This window comes from Psychrobacillus sp. MER TA 171 (genome assembly GCF_023713305.1).
In the GTDB taxonomy this organism is placed as follows: domain Bacteria; phylum Bacillota; class Bacilli; order Bacillales_A; family Planococcaceae; genus Psychrobacillus.
On the sequence record NZ_JAMAWN010000010.1, the window covers coordinates 100,432 to 113,439 of the forward strand.

Here is a 13,008-nt window from a genome sequence, read left to right on the forward strand (position 1 = left end):
ATCCTCTCTGTTGCTTAAAAGAATCCTAATTTATTTTCACTATAGCTCACTAATAGATTTTTGGTTTGTTGATAGTGACTGAGCATCATCAAATGATTTTCTCGGCCTATTCCAGACATTTTGTAGCCTCCGAAAGCAGCATGGGCCGGGTATTGATGATAACAATTTGTCCATACACGTCCTGCTTGAATAGCACGTCCAAAACGATATGCTGTATTCATATTGCGTGTCCATATTCCAGAACCTAAGCCGTATAACGTGTCATTAGCAATTTCCAGAGCTTCTTCTTTCGTCTTAAATGTGGTAACCGACACCACTGGACCAAAAATTTCTTCCTGGAATATACGCATTTTGTTATGACCCTTAAAGACTGTCGGCTTAATGTAATAGCCCTCTGCCAATTCACCTTCTAATGTATTCCGTTCGCCACCGATCAGGCACTCTGCTCCCTCTTGTTTTCCAATATCCAAGTAGGATAGAATTTTCTCCATTTGCTCTGTGGAAGCCTGTGCTCCCATCATTACATCAGGGTCTAAAGGATTTCCTATGTTAATAGACTCCACTCGAGCAATTACTCGTTCCATAAACTTATCATAAATAGACTCTTGAATAAGCACCCTTGAAGGACATGTACACACTTCTCCTTGATTTAAAGCGAACAATACAAAGCCCTCTATTGCTTTGTCTAAAAATGCATCATCTTCATCCATTATGTCCTCAAAGAAGATATTTGGTGATTTCCCACCAAGCTCTAGTGTTACTGGAATAAGGTTTTGAGAAGCATACTGCATGATTAAACGGCCAGTGGTAGTTTCTCCGGTAAAGGCAATTTTACTGATTCTAGGACTAGAGGCTAAAGGTTTACCAGCTTCTAAGCCAAATCCATTTACGATATTCACCACGCCAGCGGGAAGTAAATCCTCAATCAGCTCCATTAGTACTAATATAGAGGCTGGCGTTTGCTCTGCTGGTTTTAGCACGACACAGTTACCAGCTGCTAAGGCCGGGGCTAGCTTCCATACTGCCATTAGGATAGGGAAATTCCAAGGAATAATTTGTCCCACTACACCAAGAGGTTCATGGAAATGATATGCAACTGTATCATTGTCTATTTGGCTAAGTCGACCTTCTTGTGCTCTTATGGCACCAGCAAAATAACGAAAGTGATCAATAGCTAAAGGTAAATCAGCATTTAAAGTCTCTCGTACCGCTTTACCGTTATCCCAAGTCTCTGCAATAGCTAACATTTCTAAATTTTCTTCTAAACGGTTAGCAATTTTGTTCAAAATATTTGATCGCTCAGTTACCGATGTCAATCCCCAAGCTTCCTTGGCGGCATGAGCTGCATCTAAAGCCAATTCAATATCCTCCGATGTGGAACGAGCAACCATTGTAAATACCTTTCCTGTCACAGGAGTGACATTCTCAAAGTACTGCCCATTAACCGGTGGTGTCCACTCTCCGTTGATATAATTATCATACTTGTCCTTAAAGGAAACCTTTGCCCCTTCAGTATTAGGAAATGCATAAACCATCCCTATTCCTCCCCCACATTTTTTTGCGCATTTAAATAATATGCAAAAGAATAATTATGTATGCGCTTACAATTTTAATTACTTTCCATGAATTTGAATCTTATATCCCCCCTCTAATAATATCAATCTTACAATAATATTAACAGATTAAAATGAATATTCAAATTATATAATTTGATAAACTTATTTAAAGATGGGCTCTGTTATTTTCATAATTCCTCTATCAGCCACGTGCAATATTAAAGCCTTCATTATTCTTTTCAGAAAGGACTACATAAATTTAAATAGATAGATTAAAAATGCTTATAACATTTTTTGGATAATTTTATTAATATATAGAAAACACTCTTTTAATTTTTTGAATTTTTTTATAAAATAGAAGAATGGCTATTTTTTAGAAAAGAGGAGATTAAATTGAGTGATATAGCGATTGAGCTGGCAAAAGTTAAAATACCTCACAGAAAAACCCCCAAAAAAGTTGTTGCTGGGCGCATGATCATGATAGCAATTGGAGCTATCCTGATGGCCGTCGGTCTAGAACTTTTCTTAGTTCCCAATCAAATTCTCGATGGTGGAGTAGTAGGAGTTTCTATCATTATTTCACATCTAACGGGAGTAAGATTAGGAGTTTTTATCTTCATACTAAACATTCCATTCTTTTTCTTAGGATACAAGCAAATCGGAAAAACCTTTGCACTATCCACTCTTTTTGGTATTACTATACTGTCACTCTGTACATCTTATTTACACCATATTGATGCTTTTACAAAGGATTTACTCCTATCAACTGTATTTGGAGGCATCGTTCTTGGCGTCGGAGTAGGATTAGTTATTCGTCATGGAGGTTCCTTGGATGGCTCTGAAATTTTAGCTATTCTTTTTAATAAAGCATTACCTTTTTCAGTTGGCGAGATTATTATGATAATAAATCTAGTCATATTCTCTGTTGCCGGTTTCGTCTTCACTTGGGAGCAAGCTATGTATTCCTTTTTAGCCTACTTTGTAGCATTTAAAACTATTGATATCGTTATTCAAGGTTTAGATGAATCTAAATCCGTCTTTATTATTAGTGATAAAGTTGAGATTATTGGTGATACTGTCATGGACCGTCTTGGTCGGGGAGTAACATATCTTCATGGGGAAGGTGCCTATACAGGAGATAGTAAGAAGGTAATCTTTACAGTTGTTACTCGATTAGAGGAAGCCAAGCTAAAATCAATTGTGGAAGAAATAGATTCCCATGCCTTTTTAGCAGTAGGCAACATAGCCGAGGTACAAGGCGGCAGATTTAAGAAAAAAGACATTCATTAACAAGAAAAGCGCAACCGCCTATGTCTGCCCCGACAGGCAAATGGGGAAATGCGAGGAGGCAGTTCTTCAGCCACCGCAGTTTTTTCCCATTTGACCCCGAGGGGCAAGGCGGTGCAGCTAGACATCGAGAAAAGCGCAACCGCCTATCTCTGCCCCGACAGGCAAATGGAGAAAAACGAGGAGGCAGTCCCTCAGCCACCACAGCTTTTATCCATTTGACCCGAGGGGCAAGGCGGTGCAGCTAGACATCGAGAAAAGCGCAACCGCCTATGTCTGCCCCGACAGGCAAATGGGGAAATGCGAGGAGGCAGTTCCTCAGCCACCGGAGCTTTTCTCCATTTGACCCCGAGGGGCAAGGCGGTGCAGCTAGACATCGAGAAAAGCGCAACCGCCTATCTCTGCCCCGACAGGCAAATGGAGAAAAACGAGGAGGCAGTTCCTCAGCCACCGGAGCTTTTCTCCATTTGACCCCGAGGGGCAAGGCGGTGCAGCTAGACATCGAGAAAAGCGCAACCGCCTATTTTTACCACTACTTTTTATTTTGCATATTAAAACCCCGTACCTTGTAGAAGGATACGGGGTTTTATTGGTTTTAAGCTAATGATTCTTCTTTATCTAACATAGTTCCAGTTTCAGCAAATTTCGTGTGGAAAGAGAATGCTTTCTCTAATACATGAGGAGTTTGTCCGCCTCTAGTTAGGGCCTCCACGAAATAACTGCTTAACTGGTCTCTATACATTGGATGCACACAATTATTAATAATTAAAGATGCACGCTCTCGAGGAGCTAAACCGCGTAAATCAGCATAGCCTTGCTCTGTCACTACTACATCTACGTCATGCTCGGTATGATCGACATGAGATACAAATGGAACGATACTAGAGATATTTCCACCCTTAGCAATAGATTTGGTTACAAATATAGCCAGTTTGGCATTGCGTGCAAAGTCTCCGGAACCTCCGATACCATTCATCATCTTTGTACCACATACGTGTGTAGAGTTTACATTTCCGTATATATCAAACTCTAACGCTGTATTAATAGAGATTAGTCCAAGACGACGGATTATTTCTGGATGATTTGTAATCTCCTGTGGTCTTAACACAAGCTTTTCACGATATTGATCGAAGCTACCGAATACCTGGTTCATCTTTTCTTCTGATAGTGTAACCGAACATCCAGAAGCAAAGTCGACCTTTCCTGCATCGATCAAATCAAAAACAGAGTCTTGCAATACTTCGGAGTAAACCTCAAGGTTCTCAAATTCCGAATCAATCATTCCGTGTAATACGGCATTAGCGACAGAGCCTATACCAGCTTGAATAGGCGCTAGCTTCTCTGTTAATCTTCCAGCCTTTACTTCCTCACGAAGGAAAGTGATTAAGTGATCTGCCATTTCCTTTGTTTCCTCATCCGGAGGAACAATTGTAGATGGAGAATCCAAATACTTAGTAAAAACGATTCCTTTAACCTTAGATGCATCAAAAGGGATACCAATGGTACCAATTCGTTCACCTACGGAGGTTACAGGGATTGGTTGTCTATTGTCTCCTTGTGCGACTGGCTCATAAACATCATGTAAGCCTTCGAACTCCTCAAGTTGCGCTAAGTTTATTTCAATAATAATGTTATTTGCATGAGTAACAAAGGTTGCAGAGTTACCAACTGAAGTAGTTGGTATAATCATTCCATCCTCTGTGATTGAAACCGCTTCCACAATAGCGAAGTCAATTGTAGGTAAAACCCCGTTACGAATTAATTCGGATGTATGAGATAAGTGTTGGTCAACAAATAGATGATCACCTGCATTAATATGCTTTCTCATAGTTGCATCCGCCTGGAATGGTAAACGTTTATTAATGATTCCTGCTTCTGATAGAAGCTTATCTATGTCAGAGCCTACTGAAGCTCCTGTAAATACGTTAACTTTAAAAGTATCTTTCTTAGCTCTATCTACTAATGCTAATGGCACCGCTTTCGCATCACCCGCACGTGTAAATCCGCTTAATCCTAAAGTCATTCCGTCTTGAATCCAGGAAGCCGCTTCTTCTGCGCTTACTATTAAGCTATGTAATTTAGTATTTTTTATACGATTAAGTTCTTTTAACATACAGACATCCCCCTCATTAGTTGCCTTGTCTAATTATTTTACTTCGTATCGTCACAAATTTGATAAAAACAGTCAAAGACACTTATAAAATGAATGAAGCAGAAAAAATAATGACTAAAACAGAATGGATTTTAAAAAAATTCATATTTTGCTATATCAAAAAAAGGAATAAATAAAAAAAGCTTGAATAAAAAGAGATTAACCCCTTATCCATGCCTTCTTTTTAAAAACCTAATAATTTCCTAAAATAGCTAGAATACGACTGGCTAACAGATACCTTTTCTCCGGTTTGCATAGCTAATACAAAGGTAGAATGTGTATCCGGGTATATTTCTTTAATCTGATGCACATTGACGATAAAAGAACGGTGACACCGTATAAAGGATTCTCTTGGTAGTCTATATTCAAAATCCTGGAGTGAACCAGCATGTGTACCAGTAAAATTTTTAGTCACGATTCTCGTTTTTCGATCTCTTGCTTCTAAATAGATAACATCTGAAAAAGGAACAGGCATCCAGCCGTCTAGTGTTTTGACTGTAATAACTGATTTTCCATCCGTCAGAGCAGGATAGATGGCCAAAACAGTTCCTTCTACCTCACCGTTGTGCTGCAAGGGTACAGCCATCCCATGATAAGGAATCCCAAACATTTCTCGATTGATAAATTCAGAGACTTTTTGGTTACTATGCAGCGCTTTATAAGCTAAAGTTCCTTCCTTTATAGGGTCCCCTGGTTTTATCTTTAAATCAATGCGTGTGCTTGGTCTATAGTATATATACTTTTCTTTGTCTGAAACGGCTATGGATATTTCGTCCGAAAATAACTGGCCAACTACATCTAAAAGTCCACCTAAAGAGAGCTCATGCACCCTTTTCTCCCCCTTTCACTACTTTGATTCACAAACTAAAATCTCTCGCTCAAACTGTTGTTTCGTTGTAATACAGCGATCCTTTATATGAAGACCAATCGATTCTAACCGATCATCCATAGATTCGATTGTGACAATGACTACCCGCTTAGCAATCCTTTTCGCATGCTTTAATATGGTCAGTTGTTCCTCCCATGAGGCATGAGTATATAAATTATAAGGTAAGTCGATAATCGCTACGTCATAGGCTTCCTCTATGTCTTGAATAGCACCCTTCTCTACCTGTCCAGTTAGCCCAAAATAAGCCAGATTTTCTCTGGATCCTATACAAACTAAGGGATTAATATCTCTTCCTACAATATCGATATCCATAGATCTCGCTTCTACTAGGACAGTTCCAATTCCACAGCACGGGTCGATTGCTCGTACGCCTGAAGGATGAGGAACGGCTATATTAGCTACAGCTCTAGCTACTCTCGTACTTAGGGCAGTAGAATATTCTTTTGGTTTTTTTATATGATTAAACCAAATAGGTTCACTCTTTGTATAAGTACCAAAATACCATCGCTGTTGGTATGGAGCTATTGCAAAGAATTGTTCTGGATTATGAAGGTCAAAATCTCCCTTCATCTCTGATCCAATAGCTCGTTCAATGTGGAGACGCTCCTTGTTTTCAATCTTATCCTCACCTTGCCTATCATTTATTTTAAGAAAGATCACTTTGTTGGTCTCTCCTTCTTCACCAAATAAATGGGCAGCGGCAATAATTTCTTCTACAGTGTCCCCCTCCGCTAAGATATCCATTCTTCCCTTCATGAATGGACTTCTACTAGGATCTATCTTTGTATCACTTTTAAGTATTTTCATGTCTGTATCGTACCCAAAAAAAGAGCGCATCTCTAGATGACAAAGAGAGCGTTCTGCATCGTTATAAGCAAATGTATAAATAAATGACGGATGATCGTTTAAATTTTTCAACGTATTACCTCCAATAATATTTTCATTATAACATGTGGTACTTTTTAAAGTCCGTTATCATAACCCAATAGTTAATTAGCATAAAAAGGAAGTATAATAAGGATTGACAGTAATTTTCAGAACTATTAGATATTTAAAAGGGGATAAGCGAATGGAATTTGATGTAATCGTTGTAGGAGCCGGCTTAGCAGGGCTCGTGGCAACAGCTGAATTAGTAGATGCTAGAAAGCGAGTTTTGTTATTGGATCAAGAACCGGAAAGTTCCCTAGGCGGGCAAGCCTGGTGGTCGTTTGGAGGACTATTTCTTGTAGACTCTCCGGAGCAAAGAAGGATGGGTATTAAGGACTCCTACGAACTTGCATGGCAGGACTGGCTAGGGACAGCGGGGTTTGATGGAGATAACGAGGAAGAATACTGGGCAAAAAAATGGGCAGAGGCTTATGTACGTTTCGCTCATGAAGAAAAAAGAGACTGGTTGCACGGAAAAGGTATTCGATTTTTCCCCGTAGTTGGATGGGCAGAACGTGGAGGTTATCTAGCTGAAGGACACGGCAATTCAGTTCCTCGCTTTCATATTGTATGGGGTACAGGCCCAGCAATTGTTGCCCCATTTAAAAAGCAGGTGCAAAAAGCAGTATCCGAGGGATTAGTTACTTATAAGCCACGTCATCAAGTCGATCGTTTGTTAACTATTAATGGTAGGGTGACTGGTGTAGGCGGATCCATTTTAGCGGCAAGCGATGCGGAACGTGGACAAGCAAGCTCAAGAGAAGTTATTAATAACTTTGAATACCACTCGACAGCAGTAGTAGTCACAAGTGGAGGCATTGGAGCTAACCTTGAACTAGTACGTCAAAATTGGCCAGCACGCCTCGGCTCCCCTCCTAAAAACATGATTTCCGGGGTTCCAGAATATGTAGACGGAAGAATGATGGGAATCACTGAAAAAGCAGGTGGACGTGTAGTCAATAAAGACCGAATGTGGCATTACACAGAAGGTATTAAGAATTGGAATCCAATATGGAAGGAACACGGAATTCGTATCTTGCCCGGTCCATCATCCATTTGGCTAGATGCAGAGGGTAATCGCTTTCCCGCCCCAAACTTCCCAGGCTTCGATACATTGGGTACCTTAAAAGCCATTCAAGATACTGGATATGATTATTCCTGGTTTATACTCACAGAAAAAATTATTGAGAAGGAATTTGCACTATCTGGTTCAGAGCAGAATCCTGATCTTACTGAAAAGAGCATCAAACAAGTGCTAAAAAGGATTTTACCTGGGCCAACTGATCCAGTTAAGGCATTCATGGAGAAGGGGGAAGATTTTGTAGTTGCCACAACTCTAAAGGAACTAGTAGCTGGGATGAATAGAATTACCGGAAATAGCCTGTTACATTATGAACATCTAGAAAAACAAATTGTAGCTCGTGATCGGGAGATGGATAATAAGTTTACAAAGGACCTTCAAATAACTGCCTTAAGGGGAGCCCGTCATTATATCGGAGATAAGCTTATACGTGTAGCTGCCCCTCATAAAATATTAGATATTAAAAATGGTCCCCTGATTGCAGTTCGTTTGAATATCCTGACTCGCAAAACACTAGGGGGTCTTCAAACAGATCTAGGCGGTCGTGTCCTTAACTCAGAAGGTAATCCCGTTCCCGGTCTTTATGCAGCTGGAGAGGTCACAGGCTTTGGTGGTGGAGGAATGCATGGCTATCGTGCTCTGGAGGGAACCTTCTTGGGAGGATGTCTGTTCACAGGAAGAGAAACAGGGAGAGCATTGGCCAAGGACTTATCCAAGTAATATAGAAAAAACTTTGACTACCGTCTGTCAAAGTTTTTCTTTTGGAAGGGAATATGCTCTTTATACTTCCTTACATAAATATTGATATATTTCGTAGCCTATTTGAGAAAGTATTCTTTTGGATAGGATATCATCCTCCTTCTCCGATAGGACTGTTGCAACTAGTTTTCTATTTCCTACAAAAAATACTCCTACATCATGACGGGTGCCTGGTATCCAACCAGTCTTATTTGCAAATTCCCAAGCAGGCATCCCATTATTGAAGTTGGAATATGGAGAAGGAAGTTTTTCCGGCAAACAATCACGGACCTGTTGTTTTTTAAGCATATCTATCATTTGCTTACTTGCTTGTTCACTAACTAGCTGTCCCTGAGCCATTTTAGATAGTAAGATACCAACATCTTTTGCAGCAATTCTATTAGAGCCAAGTGGATTTGGCTTACTCAACATAAGCTTATTATAAAATGTACTGTATTCCATACCGGCTTCCTTCATTGTTTGTTGAATATTTTCTACTCCAACTAAATCTATTAAAAGATTCGTAGCTGTATTGTCACTTTGAATAATCATCAGAAGCATGATATCTAGTAATGGTAGTGAAGTTCCTGGAGTTAAATGCTGGAGGACTCCGGACCCTCCCACATACTCATCTTTTTCCAATCTGACTAAATCGGTCAGGGACAATTGTTGACGTTCTACTGCCTGAAAAACTGCTGTCATTATTGGTACCTTAATGACACTAGCTGCATAAAACAGCTCTTGCTCATTGTGTTCCCACTTCTCTCCCGTATTCAAATCATCTAATACAATCCCCCATGTCCCCTTGGAAGGTTTAATCAACTTTTGAACTTTACCTATTAGCTCCTCCACTATCCATCCTCCTCTAGTCATTCTCTTTGTTTTATTATAGACTATTATAAGATTTATTTTTAGAAAATTCGAATTTATGGAGAGCATGTTGCATGACACAACTTTTTCTATTACAAAAAGTCATTGATTATATAGACGAACATATTAAAGATGATATAAATACCGAAAGCCTTGCAAAGCTTATCAGCTATTCCCCTTTTCATTTTTCTCGTATTTTCCATCAGACTACTGGTTATACACCAATGGATTATGTGCAAAAAAGGAAGCTACAATTTGCCTTAGTTGACTTACTGAAGGAGAAAAGAATTATAGATATAGCATTAGAATATGGGTTTGAAACACATGCAGGCTTTACTAAATCATTTAAACGCTGCTTTGGGAGTCCCCCTAGCTTATATAAGATGCACTGCCCCATTTCGGTTCCACAAAGACTATGTTTAGAGAGCCTTATACAAAAGAAAACTGGGGGAGTAGTTCTTCAGCCTAAAATCATTTCTAAGCCCCCTTTTAGGGTAGCAGGTAAGACGTTTGAAACACGGATGGGAAATATAGCCTTTACGAGAGATGCCCCCGCCTTTTGGAATCAACGAATACTCTCTGAGGAATCCATTGAAACTACTCTATATAACCTCTTAACACCTAAAAAGCACGGAGAATATTGTTTTAATCTTAGTGCACCAGAGTCAGAAGATCATTTCACCTATTTATTTGCGGTGAATTTTGAAGAGGGCACAACAGTACCTGAAGGAATCCTTAAATTTACCGTTAAGGCCACCACTTATGCAGTTTTCAAAACACCTCTTGTACCGGTAGAGCAATTTGTTTCCTCTATCAAAGGTACTTGGCAATATATTTTAGAAGACTGGCTACCTGATTCCCAATATGAAGTCGATGAAGACAGCTATGACTTTGAATATTATGATGAACACTGCCATGATTGGGAGTACGACAAAGTTTATATGGAGATTTACCTTCCTATTAAAGAAAAATGATAGAAACTTTAATTTAATAGATAAGCTACTGCTTTTTTTCGAATTACCACTATTTCTGCACACCCTTCTTTAGAAGAGAACGGTAAAAAAATAGAACTGGACTTAAAATAAGCGCACTTACTATAATTGCAGTCTTAATAGTAAGGGTTGTGGCAATATACCCAATAACAGGTCCACCGCTTATTTGCCCAACTGCATCCACCTGCCCTTTTACAGAGAAAAATGTTGCCCGAGTAGAAGAGTCTGGTATGATTTTATTTAACCAAATGTCCTCTAATGGGGACATTACCTTCCGACTAACTTGGATTATTACATAGCAAATAAACAAACCAATAATATAGCTCGAAAATGCAAAGCCTATTAATGCTACCACTATACTGGAGCAACCAATAAAAAGAGCGATATATATTCGGTGCAATTCTTGATAAATCGTACTTTTATTTAAAAAGTGAAGCAACATATATGACAGCAGCACGACAACTAATTGAATTCCTCCAGTTAATAGCACCAGTCGTTCATTGGACAAGGTAGTTATTTCAGCCATTTCTAATAGATGAGGAAGCCACAGACGATCGAAACCTTCACTATAAAAACCTATAAACAGAGCGATTAGAAATAGCATACGAAGTATAAAGCTAGTTCTGGAGAAAAGAATGATTTTATCTAAGTTCTCCTTCATTGTCTCCCATGCACCAACTGTTTCGCTTCTTTTCAAAGGTTTAAAATGATTCTCTTGCATAAAGAATATTAGTAAAACAGCTAAACCAATCATACATAATCCTCCTACTATAATCGGTAGATGGATTAGGTAGGAGCCGATTAATACGCTTAACGGAATGGCAACTAATTGGCCAAGGTTACCAGCCTTAGCTCCTCTCATATATGCAGATGAGGCCTTTTCTTCTCCTATTTCATCAGCTATCCAGGCTTGCAATGACCCGCTAGTAAAGGTATACCCTATCCCCCATGCCACTTGAGCCAATAAAACCGTAATAAAAAAAGGAAACAAGCCCTCTAATAAAAAACCAACTCCTATTAGAAAGTAACCAATGATAACGGATAGCTTCCGGCTCTTTAAATCAGACACGATACTAGTTGGAATCTCAAAGAGAAATACGGTTATCTCCAACACAGTTCCCACTAAAACTAGTTGCAACGGATCCAGCTTAACAACGCTTACTTGATACAACAAACTGACTGTAAATATAAAAGTAAAAAATAATTGCGATAGAAAGCAAATATAAATATACAGCCGATATGGGTCCTTTAAACTACTCATTTACCTCACCTCTCCACTTGATTATAAAAAGAGAAGCAGTCCACGACTTATCCAAATTTGCTATATTGACTAACTTTTTTTATGTTATAGTGAAAGAACAATTAAATAATGTGTAGATTTAGGTGTTCTTTTAATTGCAAAAGAACTTAAAAGGGAAGTTCGGTGAAAGACCGACGCTGTCCCGCAACTGTAAATGTGAGCAATACTTTATAAACCACTGTATGTATGGATACTACGGGAAGGAAGGTAACGCGATGACCATGAGCCAGGAGACCTGCCTATTTCAAGTACACACCACGACCCTACGAGGATAGGAGGTGCTAAGTGTAACTATGACAAGCAAAGCTTGAAAATACTGCCGTACGAAAAGACATACTAAAATCCACTGGAGCGAACAGACTCCTTATTTAATCGTGGTTTTTATTTGTTTCCTAGCGTACTGACTATTAAATCATACTAACCAAGCATCCTCTTTTATAAAAAAGAGGATGCTTTTTATGTTAAAAACGAAAGGATTTTGGAAATGAGAAAAGAGATTTTTATGGAGCAATTTAAGCAAGTATTAATGACAAACCAGGTTGCAAGTACCTCGATATCTCTACAGTCTACCTTTGAGGAAATGAAAAAAGAAATTGAGCTTAACTCAGTATGGAGTATAGAAGAAAGAAATCTTTTTCTTCACCACTTAAATGTTGCACACCGTCAGATTAAACAAGAGATTGCTGGAATAGAGCAGGAATAAATAGAATACATATGTCAGTCAATTTCATAAATAGAGCTTTACCAATTAACACGAACCGTATTAATTGTAGCGACAGGCGGCGACTCCAGCGAGATGAGGGAGACAGATAAGACATCACAACCACGCGCGCAAGCGATGGGTGATGGCTTATCGCTCACCCCGCGAGAAAGCGTCGGGTTGGCGCGGAAATCAATTCTGCTTCTACACATATAAAAGCATATATAAATCACTGTTTTTACTAATTGTTCATGTTTGGCTTTTTAAAATAGAATTATGAAATTGACTCTTTTAAAAAAGCGAACCAATGACGTTAGTCATTTGGTTCGCTAATTCCTATAGATCTTGATAATCCCTTTGATATTTACCGCCATCTTTAACCTCTGAATGATACAAAGCCTTCAGAGCAAAGCTTTTTTCTAAATCATGCTCCTTCATTACTTCCTTTAATCTTTTAGCTAAATCAGGACTGAACTTAACAAGCTCTTCCATTTTAGATTTTGAATATTGCATTAC

The 13,008-nt window shown here is 39.0% G+C and carries 11 protein-coding genes and 1 riboswitch; of the genes, 4 read left to right on the forward strand and 7 right to left on the reverse strand.

What is annotated here, in order from left to right:
- Positions 1-14: 14 nt before the first annotated feature.
- Positions 15-1,535: an aldehyde dehydrogenase gene (adh, locus tag M3627_RS11320; protein WP_169359428.1), complete on the reverse strand. Its 1,521-nt coding sequence runs from the start codon at positions 1,533-1,535 to the stop codon at positions 15-17.
- A 492-nt stretch (positions 1,536-2,027) separates the two neighbouring features.
- Here adh and M3627_RS11325 point away from each other — a divergent pair, with 492 nt between their 5' ends.
- Positions 2,028-2,846 (forward strand): YitT family protein, encoded by an 819-nt coding sequence (locus M3627_RS11325; RefSeq protein WP_251555656.1) that lies wholly within the window; start codon positions 2,028-2,030, stop codon positions 2,844-2,846.
- A 592-nt stretch (positions 2,847-3,438) separates the two neighbouring features.
- Here M3627_RS11325 and M3627_RS11330 read toward each other — a convergent pair.
- The 3 genes from M3627_RS11330 to M3627_RS11340 all read right to left on the reverse strand — a co-directional run bounded on the left by M3627_RS11330 (position 3,439) and on the right by M3627_RS11340 (position 6,802).
- Entirely contained in the window at positions 3,439-4,956 is a 1,518-nt protein-coding gene (locus tag M3627_RS11330) for a succinyl-CoA:acetate CoA-transferase ScpC (protein WP_169361266.1), read from the reverse strand.
- A 223-nt stretch (positions 4,957-5,179) separates the two neighbouring features.
- Positions 5,180-5,824 carry a LytTR family DNA-binding domain-containing protein gene (locus M3627_RS11335; protein ID WP_169361267.1) on the reverse strand — a complete coding sequence of 215 codons (645 nt, stop codon included), beginning with the start codon at positions 5,822-5,824 and terminating at the stop codon, positions 5,180-5,182.
- Positions 5,825-5,842: 18 nt separating this feature from the next.
- Positions 5,843-6,802 (reverse strand): TRM11 family SAM-dependent methyltransferase, encoded by a 960-nt coding sequence (locus tag M3627_RS11340; RefSeq protein ID WP_240949821.1) that lies wholly within the window; start codon positions 6,800-6,802, stop codon positions 5,843-5,845.
- A 151-nt stretch (positions 6,803-6,953) separates the two neighbouring features.
- On the opposite strand from M3627_RS11340, the gene M3627_RS11345 reads away from it, so the two are divergent.
- Positions 6,954-8,612: an FAD-binding dehydrogenase gene (locus tag M3627_RS11345; RefSeq protein ID WP_169361268.1), complete on the forward strand. Its 1,659-nt coding sequence runs from the start codon at positions 6,954-6,956 to the stop codon at positions 8,610-8,612.
- Positions 8,613-8,672: 60 nt separating this feature from the next.
- On the opposite strand, the gene M3627_RS11350 is transcribed toward M3627_RS11345, so the two are convergent.
- Positions 8,673-9,482, reverse strand: a complete 810-nt coding sequence (locus tag M3627_RS11350) for a serine hydrolase (RefSeq protein WP_169361269.1) — start codon at positions 9,480-9,482, stop codon at positions 8,673-8,675.
- A gap of 92 nt (positions 9,483-9,574) precedes the next feature.
- On the opposite strand from M3627_RS11350, the gene M3627_RS11355 reads away from it, so the two are divergent.
- Positions 9,575-10,474, forward strand: a complete 900-nt coding sequence (locus M3627_RS11355; protein ID WP_169361270.1) for an AraC family transcriptional regulator — start codon at positions 9,575-9,577, stop codon at positions 10,472-10,474.
- 49 nt (positions 10,475-10,523) lie between these two features.
- Here the strand turns inward: M3627_RS11355 and M3627_RS11360 are convergent, their stop codons facing one another.
- Positions 10,524-11,753: an MFS transporter gene (locus M3627_RS11360; protein ID WP_169361271.1), complete on the reverse strand. Its 1,230-nt coding sequence runs from the start codon at positions 11,751-11,753 to the stop codon at positions 10,524-10,526.
- Between the two features lie 103 nt (positions 11,754-11,856).
- Positions 11,857-12,049, forward strand: a riboswitch (cobalamin riboswitch).
- Between the two features lie 227 nt (positions 12,050-12,276).
- On the opposite strand from M3627_RS11360, the gene M3627_RS11365 reads away from it, so the two are divergent.
- The gene (locus M3627_RS11365) at positions 12,277-12,495 is read left to right on the forward strand and encodes a hypothetical protein (protein WP_169361272.1); all 219 of its coding nucleotides are present in this window, start codon (positions 12,277-12,279) and stop codon (positions 12,493-12,495) included.
- A 333-nt stretch (positions 12,496-12,828) separates the two neighbouring features.
- Here M3627_RS11365 and M3627_RS11370 read toward each other — a convergent pair whose 3' ends face one another.
- Entirely contained in the window at positions 12,829-13,005 is a 177-nt protein-coding gene (locus tag M3627_RS11370; protein ID WP_169361273.1) for a hypothetical protein, read from the reverse strand.
- Positions 13,006-13,008: the final 3 nt, after the last annotated feature.